The sequence below is a fragment of the Mycolicibacter hiberniae genome (genome assembly GCF_010729485.1).
GTDB classification, from domain to species: domain Bacteria; phylum Actinomycetota; class Actinomycetes; order Mycobacteriales; family Mycobacteriaceae; genus Mycobacterium; species Mycobacterium hiberniae.
The window spans coordinates 388013-410972 of sequence record NZ_AP022609.1; the positions used below are offsets into that span (position 1 = coordinate 388013).

A 22960-nucleotide genomic window follows, 5' to 3' on the forward strand; every position below is an offset into this window, starting at 1 on the left:
CGGGCTAGGTCCGGACCAACGTGACGGTGATGGTGGAGGTGTCGCCGTTGGAGTCGATGGTCAGGATGGGGGCATTGGGTGCCGAGGTGACGGTTCCGCCGGTAACGGTTACGGCGTAGCCGCCGGGGAAGTGGTTGGGCGGCACCGAGATGGCGGTCTCTGAGCCGGCTCCGAAGGTGCCTGAGCCGTCGACGCGGTCGGTGGTGTAGCTGAAGCTGAACTCGCCGTTGTTGAAGGACAGTGCGGTGGGCGTGCCCGAGATCATCTGCGGGTAGGGCTGGGCCAGCAGGTCGAGTTTGCCCCAGTTGACGTTGTCGCCGACCGGGGGCTGGCTCGGGTCGTAGACCAGCGCCTGGTCTTCCGGCGAGGCACTGGTGATGTCCTTGCCGGTGTAGGCCCAGGCGGCCCAGCCGGACAGGTACTGGTTGGAGGACTGCAGGCTGGCGTCGATGGCGCCGAGGTTGTTGGTGGCCCCGAACTCGCTCAGCCACCCCGGAACGTTGTTCTCCTCCATGTAATCGGTTGCGTAACCGAACACGATGTCGGCGTTCCAGTCGCAGCCGATGCTCAGGCCGGGAATCAGCGACGTGGTGAGGCAGTAGTGGTGGAAGGAGAACACCGAGTTCTCGTCTTGCACCGGGCCCATATGCGTGGGCACCGGCAGGCTGCCGAACAGGGTGTTGGGTTCGAAGAACACCGTCTTGTTCGGGTCGACGGAGCGAATGGCTGCGGTGATCTGGTCGTAGAACGGCACGAGTTGCTGGGTGTCGAAGTAGGGGTTGCCCAAGATGCTGCCCAGAGCCTGCGATCCGGCCCACGGCTCGTTCATGATCTCGTAGCCGGCGACGTTCTCGTTGCCCTTGAAGTAGTCGGCGACCGCCTGCCACATCAACCCGTAGTGATTCTGCAAGCCGATGCCATCGGGAGCCTTATCGTTGCCCCAGAACGCATCCCAGGCGTAGTTCTGCGCCGGGCTCACCGGGTAAGTCCCCGGGAAGCCCACGCCGATGTGGGGCAGTCCACCGGTCAGAACTGCCCAGTCGGGGGCGCCCTCGCCGCCGAAGGCCTCGCTGTACAGATCTTGGTGCATGTCCAGGACGACCAGGATGTTGTGGCGGCCCAGGATTTCGACGGTGTTTTCGATGGAGGCCAGGTAGTCGTAGTCGATGACGCCGGGTTCGGGTTGCACGCCGGCCCAGATGACGCCCAGGCGCACGACGTTGAATCCGTTGGCGGCCAGGAAGGCTGCGTCGTCTTCGTCGAAACCGGCCGCGGACGGCTCGTAGGGTGGGATCTTGTAGACCTGGTTGAGTCCGCGCAGCATGACGACCTGGCCGTCGCCGTTGGTGAGCCAGCCGTTGGAGACCTCCACCGGCGGTGGAACGGTGCCGGTGAAGCCGCCGGGCAGGGCACCGAAGTGGCCTACGTCGCCGTGGGTGCCGTAGAGCAGTCCGGCGGTGCCGCCGACTCCGCCGAGTGCGGGCAGCCCGGTCAGGGCTGCGCCGTCGCCGGCGTCGCCGCCGTTGCCGCCGTGGCCCCACAGCCACCCGCCGTCGCCGCCGTCACCGCCGACGGCCCCGGTCCCGCCGTCGCCGCCGGCTCCGCCGTTGCCGAACAGTCCCAGGGCGGCGCCGCCGGCGCCGCCGGCGACGCCGTCGGTGGTGCTGCTCCAGCCGGCGCCGCCGTCACCGAACAGCCAGCCGCCGTTGCCGCCGTCGGGGTTGGCCTCGGTGCCGTCGGCGCCGTTGCCGATGACCGTCGACCCGAACAGGGTGTTGATGACGCCGTTGACCTGGCTGCCCAGTTGACTGTCGATCCATTGCTGACCGGCGTCGTGCAGTACTGCGTAGAGGTCCAGGTTCAGGGCGGGCCCGGGTTCGGCCAGTGCGCCGAAGGCGGCATCCCAGTGGGCCGAGGACAGGAACGCATCCCAGGCTGAGGCGTCGAACAGGGCGCCGCCGTCGAGGTCGCCTGCGGCGGTGACGAACGGCGAGATCAGCATGTCCATCATGTCGTCGAAATCGGCGTGTGCGGGCGCCGAGATCGGGGCGATCGCCAGGAATGCAGCTACTCCGACGGCCTTGGTGCCCACAACCGTGCTGCGGCGACGAGACATCGCGACCAACCCTTCTCGCGGACAAACCCGATTCTGAAGCCTGTCTGAGAAAGGTAAACGACTTACTTAGCCTACGCAAGGTAGCGGCGCGGGCCGGTGCGGCGGTCGTCACCGCACCGGCCCGGCGCTGTCAGTCCTTGGCGGTGACGGTCACATTGACGGTCGTGGCGCCGGCGCTGGAGCTGATGGTCAACAGGGGGGCGTCAGCGCCTGAGGTGACCTCGCCGCCGGTCACGGTGACGGTGTAGCCGTTGGGATACTGGCCGGCCGGCACTGAGATGACGGTCTCGGATCCGGCGTCGAAGATCCCGGTGCCGTCGGCGCGTTCGGTGGAGTAACTGAACGACAGGACGCCGTCGTTGAAGGACAAGCCGGTGGGGATGCCCGAGATCATCTGCGGGTAGGGCTGCGCCAGCAGGTCGAGTTTGTCCCAGTTGACGTTGTCGCCGACCGGGGGCTGGCTCGGGTCGTAGACCAGCGCCTGGTCCTGCGGCGACGTGCTGGTGATGTCGTTGCCGGTGTAGGCCCATTCGGTCCAGCCGAACAGGTACCGGTTGGCCGCCTGCAGGCTCGCACCGATGGTCGGCAGGTTGTTGGTGGCGCCGAACTCGCTGAGCAACGCCGGGATGTTGTTGCGTTGCGCGTAGTCCATCGCGTTCGCGAACACGACATCGGCATTCCAGTCGCAACCGAAGCTGAAGTCGGCGAACAGTGCATTGACCATGCAGTAGTGGTGGAAGGAGAAGACCGTGTTCGGGTCGTCGACCCTGCCCAGGTGCGTGGCCACCGGCAGGCTTGCCTCCAGCGTCGTCGGCCCGAAGAACACCGGCTTGTTGGGGTCGACGGAGCGAATGGCCGTGTCGATCTGGTTGTAGAACGGGGTCAGCTGCTGGGTGTCGAAGTACCGGTTGCCCAGCAGGCTTCCCAGCCAGTGCGTGCCCGCCCACGGCTCGTTGATGATCTCGTAGCCGGCGACGTTCTCGTTGCCCTTGAAGTAATCGGCGACCGCCTGCCACATCACCCCGTAGTGATTCTGCAGTCCGATCCCCGAAGCATGGGTGTTGCCCCAGAACGCATCCCAGGCATAGTTCTGTGCGGGGCTGACGAAGTAGCTGAACGGGAAGCCGACGTCGAAGTTCGGCAGTCCGCCGGTGAAGGTGGCCCATTCCGGGGCGCCGTCGCCGCCGAAAGCACCACCGTAGAGATCCTGGTGCATATCGAGGATGGCGACGATGTTGTACCGGCCCAGGATTTCGACGGTGTTTTCGATGGAGGCCAGGTAGTCGTAGTCGATGACGCCGGGTTCGGGTTGCACGCCGGCCCAGATGACGCCCAGGCGCACGACGTTGAATCCGTTGGCGGCCAGGAAGGCTGCGTCGTCTTCGTCGAAACCGGCCGCGGACGGCTCGTAGGGTGGGATCTTGTAGACCTGGTTGAGTCCGCGCAGCATGACGACCTGGCCGTCGCCGTTGGTGAGCCAGCCGTTGGAGACCTCCACCGGCGGTGGAACGGTGCCGGTGAAGCCGCCGGGCAGGGCACCGAAGTGGCCTACGTCGCCGTGGGTGCCGTAGAGCAGTCCGGCGGTGCCGCCGACTCCGCCGAGTGCGGGCAGCCCGGTCAGGGCTGCGCCGTCGCCGGCGTCGCCGCCGTTGCCGCCGTGGCCCCACAGCCACCCGCCGTCGCCGCCGTCACCGCCGACGGCCCCGGTCCCGCCGTCGCCGCCGGCTCCGCCGTTGCCGAACAGTCCCAGGGCGGCGCCACCGGCGCCGCCGGCGACGCCGTCGGTGGTGCTGCTCCAGCCGGTGCCGCCGTCACCGAACAGCCAGCCGCCGTTGCCGCCGTCGGGGTTGTCCTCGGTGCCGTCGGCGCCGTTGCCGATGACCGTCGATCCGAACAGGGTGTTGATGACGCCGTTGACCTGGCTGCCCAGTTGACTGTCGATCCATTGCTGACCGGCGTCGTGCAGTGCCGCGTAAAGGTCGATGCCCAGGGCGGGGCCCGGCTCGGCCAGTGCGCCGAAGGCGGCATCCCAGTGGGCGGCGGACAAGAACGCATCCCAGGCTGAGGCGTCGAACAGGGCGTCGCCGTCGAGGACGCCCTCGGTGGTGACAAACGGCTCTACCAGCGCGTCCCACATGTCCTCGAAATCGGCGTGCGCGGGCGCGGAGAGCGGGGCGATCGCCAAGAACGCGACGACTCCAGCGGCCTTGGTGCCCACAACCGTGCTGCGGCGACGAGACATCGCGACCAACCCTTCTCGCGGACAACCAGATTTCTGAAGCCTGTCTGAGAAAGGTAAATGAGCTGCTTAGCGTGACGCAAGGGCGCCGCGGAAAAGGCGCGGTTTTGTCAGCACTGCGTAGCAGCCCGGATCCACTGGCGTCGAGCATCGCTCTGCCCGGCCTTGGACGCAGCGGCGCGAAGCAGGCGAACAAGCCGCTGGCGCTCCAGATGGCCGGGCGCAGGTGCGGCGGGCAGATACCTCTGTTGCGTCATGTCGACAACACCCCCTGCAGGTCGAAGAGAACTGCAGTACCCGCAGGAGGGTGCGGGCACGTATTGTTCAACGCCCCGGATGCCCAGTTCTATCCCGATCGGCCTGACAGAAACGGTGAGGTGAGCAGCCGCAAGCCCGGTATGTGACCGGGGTCACCCGACCCTGGCGATCACGTGCTCGGCGAACCGCTCCAGGTTGCGGATTTTGTTCTCCAGCGGCTCGGTGTCGGGCCCCAGGATGTAGGGAACCCGAAAGCCCACGATGACATCGGTGACGCCCTTGTCTTCCAGGCGTTTGATACCGTCGAGGGTGAATCCGTCGACCGAGATCACGTGGATCTCAAACGGGCCGGTCCGACCCTCCTCTTCCCGCAGTTGCTTGAGTCGGGTGATCAGCTGATCGAGTTCGGCGGGGTCGCCGCCGCCGTGCATCCAGCCGTCGTTGCGGGCCGCGCGACGCAGCGCGGCTTCGGCGTGACCGCCGATCAGGATGGGGATCGGCTGGGTGGGCGCGGGGGTCATCTTGGTTTTCGGGATGTCGTAGAACTCGCCGTGGAACTCGAAGTAGTCACCCGTGGTGAGGCCCTTGATGATTTCGATGCACTCGTCCATGCGCTTGCCGCGCCGGGCGAATGGAACTCCCATCAACTCGTAGTCTTCGGGCCACGGGCTGGTGCCCACGCCCAGGGCCAACCGGTTGTTGATCATCGCGGCCAGTGACCCGGCCTGCTTGGCCACCAGGGCCGGGGGACGGATGGGCAACTTCACCACGAAGGGGGTGAACCGCAGCGTGGAAGTGACCGCGCCCAGCGCTGCGATCAAGACGAAGGTCTCGATGAAGGCCTTGCCGTCAAGGAATTCCCGATTGCCGTCAGGGGTGTAGGGGTAGGTGGAGTCCGATTCGAACGGGTAGGCGATGCTGTCGGGAATTGTCATGCTGTGGTACCCGGCGGCCTCAGCGGCCTTGGCGAGCGGGATGTAGTAGCTCGGGTCGGTCATCGCTTCGGCATAGGTGAACCGCACGTCGTCTCCTCGGTTTCGGATGGTCTGGACGCAGCTCTCTGCATAGCAGACGCCCCGGCCTGACCGGGTGGGGACCGGTTACCTTTGCGGCGCTGTCGCGATCTGGACATCCTCCAGAAGAAACGGGGGGAAACCGGCAGCGCCGAGCACTGTCAGCGTGCCCCACGGGGTCCGCTCGCAGATGCGGCCCTGCGCGGCGTGCTCGCCGATCCGGATGCTGACCGGCGAGCCGGTGACGCCGGTACCGGGAATATCGGCGTAAAACATTCCCTGCCAGTGATATTGGCCGTCGATCGGATCGAAGTGTCCGCTCAGGCGCACGCGGGTCGGGTACTCGGCGCCGTCGTGCGTCAGCACCGCCGGCCCGTCATAGATTTCCTCATCGGCGCTCACCGAACCGGTGAGGTAGAACCGGGACAGTCCCCGGGTCGGCAGCAGCCGGTGTACCCGCAGCCGGGCAGCGCGCGACTCGATGCGGCTGGCTCCGCTGCGCCGCATCGCTTCCAGGAGCCGGGTCACGTACCGGGCCTGCCGGCGAGTGTGCGGGCCGGGAACCTGAAACCGGTTCGGGAGGCCGTGCCGCGCGACGACCCCGTCGGCTGCGGCGGCGGTGCCGATCAGCACCCGCGCTTTCAGCGTCTCGCCGTCGACGGTGGTCACCGTCCACGTGTCGGTGGCGCTGTCGAATCCGGTGTGCGCCGGATCGACGGCGCGGGCACCCTCGACCAACCCGTGCAGGGGCGCCGGGTCGCCCAGCACCAGCACGTCGATGAGGTGGTCGCGGCTCACAGGAACCCGGCCCGCCGCCACATCCGCCGGGCCAGCCCGCCCATGAGGCCGACTTCGGTGAAGAATGCGGCCAGCGGCGCGAACGAAGCGCGGGATGCCGCCTGAAAATGCGGATTGGCCCGCGCCACCCGGCGGGCTTCGCGGCCGTCGAGCCCAGCCCGGGTGTAGACCACCGGCAGGGTGAACAGGTGCCGGTAGAACGGGCCGCCGACGCCCTGCAGGTTGGCCAGCAGCATGCGACGGTAACGAGACATCCCCGGCACGGTGCGCCGCAGCCCGTCGCGGGCGTACTGGATATGGCGGGCCTCCTCGGTCACATGGATGCGCATCACCCGCCGCACGATCGGCTGCAGGTCCGGGTCATCGAGGATCTGGCGCTGCAGCGCGTCGAAGATCTCTTCGCCGACCAGCGCGGCTCCCCACAGGATGGGGCCGCGGAACAGGAAGGGCAGCGCGTTGATCACGATGCGCTCGTGCAGTCGCGGTCGTACCGGCACGCCGCCGATACGGTCGATGGTCTTGCCGAACATCAGCATGTGGCGGGTTTCGTCGCCCAGTTCGGTCAGCGAGTAGTGGGTGCTGGGCGCGGTGGGGTTCTTGTGCAGCATGTCGCGCAGCAGCGCCTGGTTGAGGATGTTCTCAAACCAGATGCCGGCCGACAGCACGTTGACCAGCTCCTGGCGCGACATCTCGATCTGCTGTTCGCGGGTCATCGCGTCCCACAATGCGGTGCCGTAGAGCGTGCACATCCTGGGCGGCAGGAAGTACTTGTTGGCCTCCAGCGGTGCGTCCCAGTCGATGTCGACCACCGGGGCGTAGGACTTCTTCACCGAGCCCTTCAGGAGGCGTTCGGCGAATTCCTCCCGGGTCGGTCCGCTCGGTCGCACGCTAGCCGTCATGACGCAATCCCCTCTCGCTCCGAAACCCCAAGCTAAGAGTCGCGACCCAAGATGTCAATACCGCCGGTACCGGGTACCGGCGGTTTGGGGCATGGTGCATTTCGGGGGGCGGGCCTACGGGGAAAGGGGGCGAGGAGGTGCGTCGGCAACCATTCCCGAAACAGACATCGACTGCCACAATCGTGGACATGGGAGAGGGTTTGGCGGACCGGGGGGTCGAGCGATCGGCCGTGAGTGCCTTCCTGTCTGCGGCACTGACCGAACCCGCGACTCTGCTTCTCGAGGGTGAGGCCGGCATCGGGAAGTCCACACTGTTGTGGGAGGCGGCGGCAACCGCCGCGGAGCGCGGCTATCGGGTGCTCTCAGGGCTGGGAGCACCGACCGAGGTGCGCTACGCCTACGCCGCGGTGGCCGACCTGCTCGGTGGGGTGGACGCCGACACCCTGGCGCAGTTGCCCGACGCGCAGCGGGGGGTGCTGGAGCGAATCCTGCTGGGCGGCGGGAACGGAGCGGCCAGCGATGAGCGGATGGTTGCGACCGCGTTTCTGGCGGCGGTCCGCAAGCTGAGCTCGGTTGCCCCGGTGTTGCTGTGCATCGACGACGTGCAGTGGCTGGACATGTCGAGCCGGATGGTGGTCGGCTTCGCCCAACGACGGCTCACCGGAGCGGTCGGCCTGTTGCTGGCCGTTCGCACCGGCGGGGTGGACGCGGTTGACCTCAGGTGGCTCAACCCTGCCTTACCCCGATCGGTCGAGCGTCTGCGCATCAACCCACTGACGCTCGGTGGTCTCCACGCTCTGATATCGGCCCGGTTGGGGCGTACTTTGCCTCGGCCCACCATCACGCGGATCCACGAGATATCGGGCGGTAACCCACTTTTCGCCCTCGAATTGGCTCGGTACATCGCCGAGGATCCGGGCCGGGCGGCGGTCGGCCTGCCCGACACCCTGGCGACGCTGGTGCACGATCGCCTCGGGCGGCCCGACCCGGAGGTCAGCGCGGTGCTGCTGGCCGCGGCCAGCGCTGCGCCGCCGACCGTGACGCGAGTGGGCCTTGCTGCGGGCATTGCCCCCGACCGGGTCGTCGAGCTGATGGAATCGGCGCAGGCAAGCAGCGTGGTCGAGATCGAGGGAAGCCGTATCCGGTTCCGCCACCCGCTGTTCGCCGCCGGCGTCTACAGCGCCGCGGCTCCGGCGGAGCGCCGGGCCATGCACCGTCGGCTCAGCGGCGTCGTCGACGAACCCGAGATCAAGGCCCGGCACCTGGCGCTGGCGGCCACGGCCGCTGACCCGGACGTGCTTCAGGCGCTGGATGAAGCGGCGGCCGCCACCCGCGCTCGGGGTGCCCCGGCGGTGGCCGCAGAACTGATCGAACTTGCCATCAACCTCGGCGGTGATACTCCTGTACGTCGAATTCAAGCCGCTGAGCAGCATTTCCGTTCCGGTGAGATCGTCCGGGCACGTTCGCATCTGGGGCCGGCTCTGGATGATCTGCCGTCTGGGAAACCGTTGCGGTGCATGGCGTTGATGATCCTTGCCGCGGTCACCGGCTACGACGAAAGCGTGGTGAAGGCCGCTGAACTGTTCGCTCAGGCCGTCGATGAAGCCGCCGATCACCCTGTGCTGCAGCTGCGGGCAAGGCTGCTGCTTGTGCCTCTGGTGGGGCTGATCGGTGACATGAAGAGAGCGGTCGATCTGGCGAAAGCCGCGGTGGAACAAGCCACAAAGTTAGATATTGCCGGCCTGTGCAGCCAAGCCCTCACGATCGCAGTGCATGTGCGATACCTGCACGGCCGCGGCATTGACGAAAACGCTCTGCGTATCGCGCGGGATACCGAAGACCCCAGCAGGGGCGCGGCGGCGACCTTCCAGGCCAGGGCCGCCGTACCCGTTATGACCGCCATGGCGGGAGATGTGCAGGCGGGGCAGGCGCAGATGCGTGTCATTCACCAGCGCTTAGCGGCCGACGGAACCGAAACCGACACCCTGTGGGCGGCCAACTACGTTGCTTTGTTCGATATGTGGCTGGGAAACCTGATACAGGCGGCGGCCCTCGCCGAGGACAGTGTCCAGCGCGCCGAGCAACTGGGCGGCAAGCACTTGCTCATCCATTCCTGGTGCACTCAAGCCTCGATCGCGGCATTGCGGGGTGACGAAGAAACGGCACGTAGCGCCGCGGCTGCCGCGATCGAGGCGGCGGCGGCTACCGGGGCGGCGTTCTTGACGGTGTCGGCGACAACGGCGTTGGGGCTGCTGGAGGTGTCGCTGAGCGACTATGCGGCGGCTGTCTCGGTTCTAGAGCCGGCGTTGGCGGTGTTCGACCCCGAGCACGACACCGAGATCGCGGTCGGCGCATACCTTCCCGACGCCGTGGAGGCGCTCACAGCACTGGGCCGGCTGGACGAGGCGAAGCAGCTGATCGATGCCCTGGAGACCAACGGGGCGCGGCTTGATCGGCCGTGGATGCTCGCGGTGGGAGCCCGCGGCCGCAGTCACTGGCTGGCCGCCCGCGGTGAACTCGACGCCGCCGAGCAGGCCGCCGTCGAGGCGCTGGTGCACCACGGGCGCTTGCCGATGCCCTTCGAAACGGCGCGCACCCAACTGTTGCTGGGCCAGGTTCAGCGGCGCCGCCGCCGCAAACAGGCCGCCCAAGCGAATTTGGCTGCCGCGCTAGCGACCTTTGAGAAGCTGGGGGTCCCCTTGTGGGCCAAGCGGGTGCGCGCCGAGCTGGACCGCATGGCTGCGGCGTCCCCGGGTGCGGGCCTGACCCCCGCCGAGCGTCGGGTGGCCGAACATGCGGCGTCGGGGCTGACCAACAAGCAGATCGCCGCGGAGCTGTTCATCGCCGAGAAGACCGTCGAGATGACGCTGAGTGCGGTGTATCGCAAACTGGGCATCCGCTCCCGCGCCGCATTGTTTGCCGCGCTCAACCCCGCAGATGTCCAGGGGAAACCCTGATTCGATCCAGGGTCGGTTTCACTAGCGTCGGGCGCATGGGCGACAGCGGAGCGGCACGTCAGTGTTTCTTGGTGGAGTGGTACCAGCCCGACCTGGCCGAATCGACCGTCGACACCGTGATCGACCGGTTGGCAGCTGCCGCCGCCGCCGTCCGCGCCACATTGGTGGTCGTCTTGACCGCGCCCAGCGATGAAACCCTGTTCGGGTTGGTGGCCGCCGATTCTTCGGACGCGGTGATGTCGGCCTGCCGTCAGGCCGGTTGGCATGTGGACCGGATCACGGCCGGCGTGCGGGCCCGCTTTGGCGGCGCTGGGACCTGGCTCTAGCCACCCATGCTCCGTGGGCCGCACATTCGGCGAAGCCCGGTCTGCGGAACCCGTGCCATGGCAAGATCTGCGCATGGGACCCTTCCTGCTCCGCGCCGCGCTGACCGGCCTCGCCTTGTGGATCGTCACCCAGATCGTTCCCGGCATCGAGTTCGTCGGCGGTGACACCACGGCGCAAAAGGTGGGCATCATCTTCGTGGTCGCCCTGATCTTCGGGCTGGTCAACGCGTTCATCAAACCGGTGGTTCAGCTGCTGTCCATCCCGCTCTACATCGTCACGCTGGGGCTGTTCCACGTCGTGGTCAACGCACTGATGCTCTGGATCACCGCGTGGATCACCGACAAGACCGCCAAACACTGGGGCTTGTATATCGCCGACTTCTGGTGGGACGCCATCTGGGCGGCGATCGTGTTGTCCCTGGTGGGCTGGATCTTGTCGCTGGTGGTGCGCAACCCGGGGCGCATCTCCAGGTAGTCCGGGCAGACTCGACAGCATGCCGGAGCTGCCCGAGGTCGAAGCGCTCGCCGACCATCTGCGCCGGCACGCCGTCGGCAACGGCATCGGCCGGATCGATGTCGCGGCGCTGTCGGTGCTCAAGACCTTCGACCCGCCGCCGGCGGCATTGCACGCCCAGGTGGTGACCGCTGCGCACCGGTGGGGCAAGTATCTGGGTTTGCAGGCCGGGGAGCTGTTCCTGATCGCGCATCTGTCGCGGGCGGGATGGCTGCGCTGGTCAGATCAGTTGGCGGCCGCCCCGCTGCGGCCGGGTAAGGGGCCGATCGCGCTGCGGGTGCACCTGGGTGTCCCGGGGCAGGCCCCCGGTTTCGACCTGACCGAGGCCGGCACACAGAAGCGGCTGGCGGTCTGGCTGGTCGACGACCCGGCGAAGGTCCCGGGTATCGCCACCTTGGGGCCGGATGCGCTGGCGGTCGACGCCGAGGAGCTCGCTCGCCTACTGGCCGGCCAGACCGGCCGCATCAAAAACGTCCTGACCGATCAGAAGGTGCTCGCCGGGATCGGCAACGCCTACAGCGACGAGATCCTGCACGCCGCGCGGCTGTCACCGTTCGCCACCGCCGGCAAACTGTCGACCGATCAGCTGGCCGCACTGCACGAGGCCATGCACGCCGTGCTGGCCGATGCCGTGGCGCGGTCAGTGGGGCAGCAGGCCGCCACGTTGAAGGGTGAAAAGCGCTCTGGTCTGCGGGTGCACGCCCGAACGGGTCTGCCGTGCCCGGTCTGCGCCGATACGGTTCGGGAAATATCTTTTGCCGATAAGTCATTTCAGTACTGTCCGACCTGCCAAACCGGCGGAAAGGTGCTGGCCGACCGGCGGATGTCGCGGCTGCTCAAATAGCGGCCCGACCAATTCCGCACCGCCGGCGAGCGCCGTTAAGCTGCCCTGGTGACCCGTCAGAGAATCCTGATCACCGGTGCCAGTTCTGGCCTCGGTGCGGGCATGGCCCGCGCCTTCGCGACGCGTGGTCGTGACCTTGCCCTGTGTGCCCGCCGGACCGACCGGCTCGAAGAACTCAAAGCCGAACTGACAGCGCAGTACCCGGGAATCACCGTTGCGGTGGCCGCACTCGATGTGAACGACCACGACGAAATCCCGAAGGTGTTCGGGCAGTTCGCTGCCGAACTGGGCGGAATCGACCGGGTCATCGTCAATGCCGGTATCGGCAAGGGGGCCCGGCTCGGCTCGGGCAAGCTGTGGGCCAACAAGGCGACCATCGAGACGAACCTGGTCGCCGCGCTGGTGCAGATCGAGACCGCGCTCGAACTGTTCACAGCGGCCGGCGGTGGTCACCTGGTACTGATCTCATCGGTGTTGGGCAACAAGGGTGTCCCGGGCGTGAAGGCGGCTTACTCCGCCAGCAAGGCCGGAGTGTCGTCGCTGGGCGAGTCGCTACGCGCGGAGTATGCGAAGGGCCCGATCAAGGTCACGGTGCTGGAACCGGGCTACATCGAATCGGAGATGACGGCCAAGACGGCGTCCACCCCGCTGCTGGTGGACAACGAATCCGGGGTCAAGGCGATGGTGCGTGCCATCGAGCGAGAAGCCGGCCGGGCTGTTGTTCCGACCTGGCCGTGGGTCCTGCTGGTGTGGCTGCTGCGCAGGTTGCCGCCGCGGTACACCAACCGCTTCGCCTGATCTGCCGCGGGCGCCTCGACTCCGCTTCAGTGGGTGGCCCGCTCCAGGGCCTTGGTTCTGTTGCGGTAGAGCAGCAAGGCCGCTTTGGCGGCCAGGAATGCCACGGCGACGCCCATCAGCAACGTGGACACCGCGTAGGCGCCGTACTCGGCCCCACGGTGGTAGCGGTCGTTGGCCAGCAACGTCAGAGTCTGAGACTGTCCCGGCAAGTTCGATGAGACCATGATGACCGCGCCGAACTCGCCCAGGGTGCGGGCGGTGGTCAACACAATGCCGTAGGTCAAACCCCAGCGAATCGATGGCAGCGTGACCCGCCAAAGCGTCTGCCAGGCGGTGGATCCCAGCGTTGCGGCGGCCTGTTCCTGTTCGACTCCGACCTCCACCAGCACCGGCTGGACCTCGCGCACCACGAACGGCAGCGTGACGAAGATGCTCGCCAGGACCATGCCGGGCAGCCCGAAGATGATCTTGAATCCGAGGCTGTTCTCGACGAAACCCAGGGCCCCCGATGATCCCCACAATGCGATCAGCGCGACACCGACGATGATGGGGGAGACCGCGAAGGGCAAATCGAGGATCGCCTGAAGTATGGAGCGCCCGCGAAATCGGTTGCGCACCAGCAGGATCGCTGTCGATACCCCGAAAAGGGCGTTCAGCGGCACCACGATGAGCACCAGAAGCAGCGACAGTTTCAGCGCCGAAACGGCCGCCGGAGTGCTCACCCAGGCCCAAAAATGCGCCAGCCCGGGCTGGAATGTGCGGTAGAGAATCACCGACACCGGAGCGATCAGCATCACGCCGACATAGGTCAAAACGGTGGCGCGCAGCAGGTGACGCGGCTCCAGCCGGGACGTCACTGCGCCTCCTCCTCGCGCTTGGCCGCCCGGCCGCCGACCGTCCGCAGAAGTACCAGCACGGCGAACGAGATTGCCAACAACACGATCGATATGGCCGCAGCGCTGGTGTGGTCGTCGTTTTCGACCAGCGCGCGGATCCACTGCGAGGACACTTCGGTCTTGCCCGGAACCGCGCCGCCGATCGTCACCACCGAACCGAATTCGGCCACACACCGCGAGAACGCGAGTCCGGCACCGGTCAGCAGCGCCGGCAGCAGCGAAGGCAGCACAACCGTCGTGAACGCGGTGAGGCGCGAGGCGCCCAGTGCCGCGGCGGCTTCCTCGACATCGCGATCGATCTCCAGCAGCACCGGTTGAACGGCGCGGACGACCAGCGGCAATGTGACGAAGGCCAGCGCCATCGCCACTCCGGGGGGCGTGTGCTGCAGATGAATGCCGATCGGGCTGGAGTTGCCGTACAGGGCGAGCATCACCAGGCTGGTGACGATGGTCGGCAGCGCGAAAGGTAGGTCGATCAGCGCGTCGATCACGCCTTTTCCGGCGAAGTCGTCGCGCACCAACACCCAGGCGGTCGCCAGGCCGAACACCACGTCCAGCACCGTCACCAGCACTGAGATCGTCAATGTGACGCGGAACGATTCGAGGGCCGCGTGGGAGGTAACGGCCAGCTGGAAGCCCTGCCATCCCTTACCGCCCGCCTTCCAGGCGATGGCGAGCAACGGCAGGAGCACGATCACCGACAGCCACAGCGTCGTCACGCCGATGCGAAGCGGTGTCACCGCGCCTCGGCCACCCGAGGTGCCCGCAACGGGCGCCGCTACGTTCGGGCCCGGCGAGGCGGCCGCGATGTGCTGGGCCGGCTGCAGCGCGGTGGCGACTGTCATCGGGCGAACCCGAACGAAGAATGCATGGCAGGCCTCCCCATACCAATACCTGTGATTCGGCGCCGGTCACCGGAAAGTGGTGACTCCCGACAATGAGCTGATGGCGGAAGGGTCAGCGACAACAGTGCAGGCCGCGCGCGGCGCCGCGGCGGACGGCATCGCGGTGGCGAACCAACGCCATCGATACGCGACGCCGAGCCGGGGTTGGCAGCTGCATGCGGCGTAGCTTAAAGAAACGTCGACGCCGAAATCTCTATCGTGTGGCGATGTGTGCCATCGGGCGAAGGTCAAGCGGTTCCGTTCGGTTCGCCGCTGCGGAGGCCTCAGCCGGTCATCCGGTGAGCAAGGCACCTTGCTGCGGGGGTGCTGCGGCCGGCCGGGAGGCGGGCTCGGCGCCGTCGCTGATCGCGCCGGCCCCTGCGGGAAATCCCCGGCACCAGGTGCGTATTCGGCGCGGGTGGACTCGCGCGGGCGGGGGAGCGCCCGGGCTCGTGCCACGGTGACGCGCACCGATCGCGGTGCGCTGAGACCCTCCGGGCGCGGAGATCGCCGCGGACTTCGGCGCACCGGCACCGGTGGTCCGCCGAAAAAAGTCACGGTGAGAGAAAGCCGCGAGACCGCCCTAGGTGGCGCGACCGCGCGCAGCGCGGTAGCGGCGCACCAGCGCGTCCGTGGAGCTGTCGGTTTGCCGCTGCGGGGCGGCGTCGCCGGTGATCACCGGAAGCAGCGCCTTGGCCTGCGCCTTGCCCAGCTCCACACCCCACTGGTCGAACGAATCGATGCCCCACACCACGCCCTCGGTGAACACCTGATGCTCGTAAAGCGCGATCAGCTGGCCAAGCACCGCCGGGGTCAGCCGGGTCGCCAGGATCGAGGTGGTGGGACGATTGCCCGGCATGACCTTGTGCGGCACGACATCTGCGGGGGTTCCCTCGGCTGCGATCTGCTGCGCGCTCTTGCCGAACGCCAGCACCTGGGTTTGGGCGAAGAAGTTGCTCATCAGCAGGTCGTGCATGCTGCCCGACCCGTCTGCGGTGGCCAAGTCGTCGACGGGTTGAGAGAAGCCGATGAAGTCGGCCGGCACCAGACGGGTCCCTTGGTGCAGCAATTGGTAGAACGCGTGCTGTCCGTTGGTTCCCGGCTCGCCCCAGTAGATTTCACCGGTATCGGTGCTGACCGGCGTGCCGTCGGCCCGGGTCGACTTGCCATTGGACTCCATGGTGAGCTGCTGCAGGTAGGCGGCGAAGCGGTCCAGGTCGTTGGAGTAGGGCAGCACGGCGCGAGACTGTGCGCCGAAGAAGTTGGAGTACCACAACGCGATCAGTCCCAGCAGCACCGGCGCATTGGATTCCAGTGGCGCGGTGCGGAAATGTTCGTCCACGATATGAAAGCCCGACAGGAACTCCCCGAAGCGCTCCCGGCCGATCACCGCCATCACCGACAGCCCGATCGCCGAATCCACTGAGTACCGTCCACCGACCCAGTCCCAGAAGCCGAACATGTTGGCGGTGTCGATGCCGAACTCTGCGACCCGCGCCTCGTGGGTCGAGACCGCCACGAAGTGCCGGGCGACGGCGTCGTCGCCGAGCGCGTCGGTGAGCCAGCGTCGGGCAGCGGTGGCGTTGGTCAGGGTCTCCAGTGTCGAGAATGTCTTGGAGGCGACGATGAACAGCGTGCTGGCGGGGTCCAGGCCGGCCAGCTTCGCGGTCAGGTCGGCCGGGTCGACATTGGAGACGAAGCGGGCCGAGATACCGGCGTCGGCGTAGTGCCGCAGCGCCCGGTCGACCATGACCGGACCAAGGTCGGAGCCACCGATGCCGATGTTGACGACGGTGCGGATGCGTTCGCCGGTGGCGCCGGTCCATTCGCCGCTGCGCAGCCGATCGGTGAAATCGCCCATGGCGTCCAACACGGCGTGGACATCGGCCACCACATCCTGGCCGTCGACGCTCAGCGCGGCGTCACGCGGCAGCCGCAAGGCGGTGTGCAGCACGGCCCGGTCCTCGGAGGTGTTGATGTGTTCTCCGGCGAACATCGCGTCGCGCCGGTCCTCCAGGCCGGCCGTGCGGGCCAGCTCGAGCAGCAGCCGGATGGTCTCGCCGGTGACCCGGTTCTTGCTGTAGTCGATGTAGAGGTCGCCCACGGTCACGGTGAATGTGGTGCCACGGTCGGGATCGTCGGCGAAGAACTGCCGCAGGTGCGTCTCGCCGATCTGCCGATGGTGCTTGCGCAACGCGTCCCAGGCCGGGGTGGCAGAGATGTCGGCGATCTGCTGGACGGAGCTCATTCTCCGACATTAGCGGCGACCGCTGGCGCGGCGGAGCCGGGCGCGGCGGGTCGGCGGAGGTTCCCGTGGCGACCGCTGGCGCGGCGGAGCCGGGCGCGGGGTATCAGTGACCGAGCCGGCCGCGACCCAACCGCAGCAGCAGCATGGCCAGGTCCTTGCCGTCCTCACCGAGTTCGCTGTAGCGCTCCAGCACCTTCATCTCCCGGCTGTGCACCAGCCGGGTACCGCCGGAGGCCATCCGGAGTTTGCCGATCTCCTGGGCCACTGCGGTGCGGCGCTTGACTGCGGCCAGGATCTCGGCGTCGAGCCGGTCGATCTCGTGGCGCAGTTCCTCGATGTCGGGCAGCTGTTGGGATTGGGCAGACATGATCTGGACTCCAGGTTCTCGCTGTTGGGTGGTTTCTGGTCCCATTCGGCGATCCGGCCTCACACAACAGACGAGCCCCGGGCCGGCGAAGCGGACCGCGGGGCGCAGGCGTTGCGCTTAAACCACGGGCACCGCTGTTCGGTACCCGTAGAAAAATCGACGCCGCGTGTCGAGCACGAACCGAGTGTGCCACTAACGGCAGTGCCAGCGCAAAGACTGTCGCCCGGCGGCGGTACGTTGGGGGACGCTATGACCTTGCACGCCAGTCCGCACACCGACCATCTCCTCGAGGGCCTCAACCCGCAGCAGCGCCGGGCCGTGTTGCACGAGGGCTCTCCGCTGCTGATCGTGGCAGGAGCAGGTTCGGGCAAGACGGCGGTGCTGACCCGGCGTATCGCCTACCTGCTGGCCGCCCGGGGCGTCGGGGTGGGACAGATCCTGGCCATCACCTTCACCAATAAGGCCGCCGCCGAGATGCGCGAGCGGGTGTCGAGCCTGGTGGGCCCCCGGGCCCGGGTGATGTGGGTGTCGACGTTCCACTCCACCTGCGTGCGGATCCTGCGCAACCAGGCCTCGGTGGTCCCCGGCCTGAACTCCAACTTCTCGATCTATGACGCCGACGACTCGCGGCGACTGCTGCTGATGATCGGCCGCGACATGGGCCTCGACGTCAAACGGCACTCGCCGCGGCTGCTGGCCAATGCCATCTCCAACCTGAAGAACGAACTGATCGACCCGGACCGGGCGCTGGCCGACCTCACCGAGGATTCCGACGAACTGAGCCGGGTGGTGGCCGCCGTCTACGCCGAGTACCAGCGTCGGCTGCGTTCGGCCAACGCCCTGGACTTCGATGACCTCATCGGAGAGACGGTCGCAATATTGCAGGCCTTCCCGGAGATCGCCCAGCACTATCGCCGCCGGTTCCGGCACATCCTGGTCGACGAATATCAGGACACCAACCATGCCCAGTACATGTTGGTGCGCGAACTCGCGGGCCACGGCGGTTCGGCGAGGCTCGACGGAGGAGAGGCGAAGCCGGGACCGCCGCAGGAAAACGGACCGGCCGGCGAGGGCAACTCCGAATTGCCGCCCGCCGAACTGTGCGTGGTCGGTGACGCCGATCAGTCGATCTACGCCTTCCGCGGCGCCACCATCCGTAACATCGAGGATTTCGAACGCGACTATCCCGACGCGACCACCATTCTGCTGGAGCAGAACTACCGCTCCACGCAGAACATTCTCTCGGCGGCCAACGCACTGATCGCCTGCAACTCCGGGCGTCGGGAGAAGCGACTGTGGACCGACGCCGGCGACGGTGAACTGATCATCGGTTACGTCGCCGATAACGAGCATGACGAGGCGCGGTTCGTCGCGCAGGAGATCGACGCCCTGACCGAGGCCGGCACGGTCAACTACAGCGACGTGGCGGTGTTCTACCGCACCAACAACTCGTCGCGGTCGCTGGAAGAGGTGTTCATCCGCAGCGGCATCCCGTACAAAGTCGTCGGCGGTGTGCGCTTCTACGAGCGCAAAGAGATCCGCGACATCATCGCCTACCTGCGGGTGCTGGACAACCCCGGCGACGCGGTGAGTCTGCGACGCATTCTCAACACCCCCCGCCGGGGTATCGGGGACCGCGCGGAGGCGTGTGTGGCGGTGCATGCGGAGAACACCGGCGTGGGATTCGCGGCCGCACTGGCAGCCGCCGCCGAGGGCTCCGTACCGATGCTCAACAGCCGTTCGCAGAACGCGATCGCCGCTTTCGTCGCGATGCTCGAGGAGTTGCGGGCGCATCTGAACACCTGCGACGACGACCTGGGCTCGCTGGTGGAGCTGGTGCTCGACCGGACCGGTTACCGCAAGGAACTGGAGGTCTCGACCGACCCACAGGATCTGGCTCGGCTGGACAACATCAACGAATTGGTCAGTGTTGCCCACGAATTCAGCATCGACCGGGCCAACGCGCTCGCCGAACAGGACGGCACCGTCGAGGAGGACGTGCCCGATGTCGGTGTGCTGGCGGCGTTCTTGGAACGGGTTTCGCTGATCGCCGACACCGACGAGATTCCCGAACACGGGTCCGGGATGGTCACCTTGATGACCTTGCACACCGCCAAGGGGCTGGAGTTCCCGGTGGTGTTCGTGGTCGGCTGGGAGGACGGCATGTTCCCGCACATGCGTTCGCTGGGGGATGCCCGCGAGTTGTCCGAGGAACGCCGGCTGGCCTACGTCGGTCTGACCAGGGCGCGCCAACGGCTGTACCTGAGCCGGGCCAAAGTGCGCTCGTCGTGGGGCCAGCCGATGTTGAACCCGGAATCGCGATTCCTGCGAGAGATCCCGCAGCACCTCATCGACTGGCGGCGCACCGAGGCCAGCGTCGCGCCGAGCGCACCGGTCAGCGGCGCCGGCCGGTTCGGCACGCCGCGGCCGGCGCCGAGCCGATCGGGCAACCGGCCGCTGCTGGTCCTGGCGCCAGGGGACCGGGTGTCGCACGACAAGTACGGCTTGGGCCGGGTGGAGGAAGTCTCGGGGGTGGGCGAGTCGGCCATGTCACTGATCGACTTCGGCAGCTCCGGGCGGGTCAAGCTGATGCACAACCACGCCCCGGTGTCCAAGCTTTAGCGGCGATCGCAAGCGCGGCGGAGCCGGGCGCAGCGGGTCGCCGCCACGATTTAGCGGCGATCGCAAGCGCGGCGGAGCCGGGCGCAGCGGGTCGCCGCCAAGCTTTAGCGGCGATCGCAAGCGCGGCGGAGCCGGGCGCAGCGGGTCGCCGCCAAGCTCAAGCGGGTCAACCCTCAGATCCCGAACAACCAGCGTCGGGTGGCCGGCTGCAGTGCCGCGGCGATGGTGGCCAGCTGGAATACCGGGATGACCTGCACGATGGCCGGCACCCGCGCTCCCGCCAGGAACAGACTCCCGAACGTCAACAGGGCGACCACCATCCCGACCGCGATCAGCAAGCGGCCCAGCGGACGCCGGAGCAGCAGCATGATCACTCCGGAGACCGTGGTGCCGCCGAACACCGCGGTCAGGAAGCCGACCGCGACGCAGAACAGCCGGTCGGTGTGCCACCAGCTGGCGATGAGGTCGGTGGACACCACCGAGGTGGCCCAGCAGCTGAGTAACGCCAGTACGCAGGCGCCGATCGCGGCGGCTGCGCTGGGGTAGCGCGGGGACAACGGCGCCGGTCCGGGCGGGACCACCGGCGGTATCGGCTGCGCACCGGTCACGATCGGAATGGCACCGGTGGGCGCCCGGCGGATGATGCGGCTGGGCGAACCAGTCGGAGGTTGAGGAGCAGGGGTCGCGCCGGCAGCGGGCTGGTGGCGGTCGCTCACTCTTCCAGGTTAGGCGAAATTGATCCCGCGTTTGGCGAGCCAGGAGGTCGGGTCGATGCGGGTGGTGCCGTTCTGCAGCACCTCGAAGTGCAGGTGCGGGCCGGTCGAGTAACCGCGGTTGCCCATCTCGGCGATCTGGTCGCCCGCCATCACGCGCTCACCGACGCTGACCAGTGACCGGTTGATGTGGCCGTAGAGGGTCACGGTGCCGTCGGAGTGGCGCAGCTTGACGAGCATGCCGTAGCCGCCGCTGGGGCCCGACTCGATGACCACGCCGTCCGAAGCCGCCAGGATCGGGGTCCCGATCGCGTTGGCGATGTCGATACCGGCGTGCAGCACACCCCAGCGGTAGCCGAAGTTCGACGTGAACGCGCCCTGGGTGGGTGCCACGAACAGCGGGCGCTGCAGCCGGGCCTCGCGCTCGGCGCGCTCCTGCGCGAACGCCATCCCCTTGGCCAGCTCCTCGTTGTGCACGACGACGTTCGCGGCGGCTTTGACCGTGATCATCTGCAAGCCGTGGCTGGAGGTGGTGGTGGTCCCGTCGTTGAGGGCCGTCTTGCTGGCCGCCAGCACAGCGGGCCGCGCGACGGGGTCGCCCGAGGGGTGGGTGGCGGCGTGTGCGGCAGCGGCGGCAGCGCCGGCCGCCATGGCCGCGATCATGACGCGGCTCTTGACGGCGCTGGTGGGCTGACTGCGGTGCCTGCCGCCGCGCGCGGGCCGCGGGGCCGCCTGCTCCGGGTGGTAATAGCCCTGGTCGGGGTAGCCCTCGGGGGGCATCACCAGCCGCAGGACGGGCATGTTGTCGGTGTCGGCGAGGTCGTCCAGCTCGGGGGCCAGCAGCACCTCGGACATCTCATCGAACGGGTCGTCGTCAAGCGCTCCGGGGGGCCAGCCGAACTCGCTGAACGCAATGATGTCGGTGACCTCGGCAGGGCCTGGCATCGAAGACCGCGCGCCGTTTCGACGACGGGGAGCAGGTCCCCCGGAAACCGGACGCATCGGTACACCGTGCTGCATCAGCCTGGAAATTCCTCTGGTCGTGATCAGAACGTTATAAACAGCTAGACCTGGTGACCGTAACCACTCCCGTCGGAGCCTGGCAAGCTATCAGTCAAATACGCGGGGGAATGTGAACCTAATCACGTTTTTTCCGCGGTGAGATGTGCCACAGCAGCGGTACGCGAGGAGGGAACCTCGCCGCAGGCTCGATACAGTGCCTCGGGAGCTAGATCTCTGACAATCCGACAGCGCCGGCTTGCCGGCGACCCGCAATAAGACAGTGAGCCCATGGATCTTTTCGAGTATCAGGCGAAGGAGCTGTTCGCCAAGCACAGCGTGCCCACCACCCCCGGCCGGGTAACCACCTCGGCTGAGGACGCCAAGGCCATCGCCACCGAGATCGGTCGGCCGGTCATGGTGAAGGCGCAGGTCAAGGTCGGCGGCCGCGGCAAGGCCGGTGGCGTCAAGTACGCCGCCACCCCGGACGACGCGTTCACGCATGCGCAGAACATCCTCGGCCTCGACATCAAGGGCCACGTTGTCAAGAAGCTGCTGGTGGCCGAGGCGAGCGACATCGCCGAGGAGTACTACATCTCCTTCCTGCTCGACCGCTCCAACCGCACCTACCTGGCCATGTGCTCGGTCGAGGGCGGCATGGAGATCGAAGAGGTCGCCGCGACCAAGCCGGAGCGGCTGGCCAAGGTGCCCGTCGACGCGGTCAAGGGCGTCGACCTGGCGTTCGCCCGCTCGATCGCCGAGCAGGGCCACCTGCCCGCTGAGGTGCTCGACGCCGCCGCGGTGACGATTCAGAAGCTGTGGGAGGTCTTCGTCGCCGAAGATGCCACCCTGGTCGAGGTCAACCCGCTGGTGCGCACCCCGGACGACCAGATCCTGGCCCTGGACGGCAAGGTCACCCTGGACGGCAACGCCGAGTTCCGCCAGCCCGGCCACGCCGAGTTCGCCGACCTCGACGCCACCGACCCGCTGGAGATCAAGGCCAAGCAGCACGACCTGAACTACGTCAAGCTCGACGGCGAGGTCGGCATCATCGGCAACGGTGCGGGCCTGGTCATGTCCACGCTGGACGTCACCGCCTACGCCGGCGAGAAGCACGGCGGCGTGAAGCCGGCCAACTTCCTCGACATCGGCGGCGGCGCCTCCGCGGAGGTGATGGCCGCCGGTCTGGACGTCATCCTGGGTGACTCGCAGGTCAAGAGCGTCTTCGTCAACGTCTTCGGTGGGATCACCGCGTGCGACGCGGTGGCCAACGGCATCGTGTCGGCGCTGGAGATTCTCGGCGACGCCGCGACCAAGCCGCTCGTGGTGCGTCTCGACGGCAACAACGTCGAGGAGGGCCGGGCGATCCTGGCCAAGGCCAACCACCCGCTGGTGACCGTCGTCCCCACCATGGACGAGGCTGCTGACAAGGCCGCGGAGCTGGCCAACGCTGGAAAGGACGCGTAAGT

General features: G+C 67.5%; 18 protein-coding genes. 7 read left to right on the forward strand and 11 right to left on the reverse strand.

The genetic code is table 11. From position 1 onward, the window contains the following. Positions 1-4: 4 nt before the first annotated feature. The 5 genes from G6N14_RS01875 to G6N14_RS01895 all read right to left on the reverse strand — a co-directional run bounded on the left by G6N14_RS01875 (position 5) and on the right by G6N14_RS01895 (position 7323). Positions 5-2116, reverse strand: a complete 2112-nt coding sequence (locus tag G6N14_RS01875) for a cellulase family glycosylhydrolase (protein ID WP_234808852.1) — start codon at positions 2114-2116, stop codon at positions 5-7. 130 nt (positions 2117-2246) lie between these two features. Beyond that, a complete protein-coding gene (locus G6N14_RS01880) occupies positions 2247-4358 on the reverse strand; it encodes a cellulase family glycosylhydrolase (protein WP_234808853.1) in 2112 nt (703 codons plus the stop codon). A 407-nt stretch (positions 4359-4765) separates the two neighbouring features. Next, positions 4766-5635: a TIGR03619 family F420-dependent LLM class oxidoreductase gene (locus G6N14_RS01885; RefSeq protein WP_085135043.1), complete on the reverse strand. Its 870-nt coding sequence runs from the start codon at positions 5633-5635 to the stop codon at positions 4766-4768. 78 nt (positions 5636-5713) lie between these two features. Beyond that, positions 5714-6424, reverse strand: a complete 711-nt coding sequence (locus G6N14_RS01890) for a DUF4873 domain-containing protein (protein ID WP_085135098.1) — start codon at positions 6422-6424, stop codon at positions 5714-5716. Further along, positions 6421-7323 (reverse strand): AurF N-oxygenase family protein, encoded by a 903-nt coding sequence (locus G6N14_RS01895; protein WP_085135044.1) that lies wholly within the window; start codon positions 7321-7323, stop codon positions 6421-6423. The genes G6N14_RS01890 and G6N14_RS01895 overlap by 4 nt, the downstream gene beginning before the upstream one ends. Before the next feature lie 188 nt (positions 7324-7511). On the opposite strand from G6N14_RS01895, the gene G6N14_RS01900 reads away from it, so the two are divergent. The 5 genes from G6N14_RS01900 (at position 7512) to G6N14_RS01920 (ending at position 12762) form a co-directional block, all read left to right on the forward strand. After that, positions 7512-10280, forward strand: a complete 2769-nt coding sequence (locus G6N14_RS01900; RefSeq protein WP_085135045.1) for a LuxR C-terminal-related transcriptional regulator — start codon at positions 7512-7514, stop codon at positions 10278-10280. Positions 10281-10315: 35 nt separating this feature from the next. Next, positions 10316-10606 carry a hypothetical protein gene (locus tag G6N14_RS01905; protein WP_085135046.1) on the forward strand — a complete coding sequence of 97 codons (291 nt, stop codon included), beginning with the start codon at positions 10316-10318 and terminating at the stop codon, positions 10604-10606. 73 nt (positions 10607-10679) lie between these two features. Further along, a complete protein-coding gene (locus G6N14_RS01910) occupies positions 10680-11081 on the forward strand; it encodes a phage holin family protein (RefSeq protein ID WP_085135099.1) in 402 nt (133 codons plus the stop codon). Positions 11082-11100: 19 nt separating this feature from the next. After that, the gene (locus G6N14_RS01915; protein ID WP_085135047.1) at positions 11101-11964 is read left to right on the forward strand and encodes an Fpg/Nei family DNA glycosylase; all 864 of its coding nucleotides are present in this window, start codon (positions 11101-11103) and stop codon (positions 11962-11964) included. Positions 11965-12012: 48 nt separating this feature from the next. After that, positions 12013-12762, forward strand: coding sequence for an SDR family oxidoreductase (locus G6N14_RS01920; protein ID WP_085135048.1), 750 nt, complete (start codon positions 12013-12015; stop codon positions 12760-12762). A gap of 26 nt (positions 12763-12788) precedes the next feature. Here the strand turns inward: G6N14_RS01920 and cysW are convergent, their stop codons facing one another. From cysW to G6N14_RS01940, 4 genes are all read right to left on the reverse strand, one after another. Then, positions 12789-13619: a sulfate ABC transporter permease subunit CysW gene (cysW, locus tag G6N14_RS01925; RefSeq protein WP_085135049.1), complete on the reverse strand. Its 831-nt coding sequence runs from the start codon at positions 13617-13619 to the stop codon at positions 12789-12791. Further along, complete coding sequence (cysT, locus tag G6N14_RS01930; protein ID WP_407663155.1) at positions 13616-14467, reverse strand: sulfate ABC transporter permease subunit CysT; 852 nt, start codon at positions 14465-14467, stop codon at positions 13616-13618. Before cysT ends, cysW begins: the two co-directional genes overlap by 4 nt. Before the next feature lie 658 nt (positions 14468-15125). Then, positions 15126-16790 carry a glucose-6-phosphate isomerase gene (gene pgi / locus G6N14_RS01935; RefSeq protein WP_085135051.1) on the reverse strand — a complete coding sequence of 555 codons (1665 nt, stop codon included), beginning with the start codon at positions 16788-16790 and terminating at the stop codon, positions 15126-15128. 103 nt (positions 16791-16893) lie between these two features. Further along, positions 16894-17157, reverse strand: coding sequence for a chorismate mutase (locus G6N14_RS01940; protein ID WP_046320259.1), 264 nt, complete (start codon positions 17155-17157; stop codon positions 16894-16896). 249 nt (positions 17158-17406) lie between these two features. Here G6N14_RS01940 and pcrA point away from each other — a divergent pair, with 249 nt between their 5' ends. Further along, entirely contained in the window at positions 17407-19779 is a 2373-nt protein-coding gene (pcrA, locus tag G6N14_RS01945) for a DNA helicase PcrA (RefSeq protein WP_085135052.1), read from the forward strand. Positions 19780-19952: 173 nt separating this feature from the next. Here the strand turns inward: pcrA and G6N14_RS01955 are convergent, their stop codons facing one another. Both G6N14_RS01955 and G6N14_RS01960 read right to left on the reverse strand, forming a co-directional pair. After that, positions 19953-20495: a hypothetical protein gene (locus G6N14_RS01955; protein WP_085135053.1), complete on the reverse strand. Its 543-nt coding sequence runs from the start codon at positions 20493-20495 to the stop codon at positions 19953-19955. A 9-nt stretch (positions 20496-20504) separates the two neighbouring features. Then, a complete protein-coding gene (locus tag G6N14_RS01960) occupies positions 20505-21512 on the reverse strand; it encodes a M23 family metallopeptidase (RefSeq protein ID WP_085135054.1) in 1008 nt (335 codons plus the stop codon). Positions 21513-21782: 270 nt separating this feature from the next. Between G6N14_RS01960 and sucC the strand changes: the two genes are divergently transcribed. Next, entirely contained in the window at positions 21783-22958 is a 1176-nt protein-coding gene (gene sucC, locus G6N14_RS01965; protein WP_085135055.1) for an ADP-forming succinate--CoA ligase subunit beta, read from the forward strand. Positions 22959-22960 lie beyond the last annotated feature (2 nt).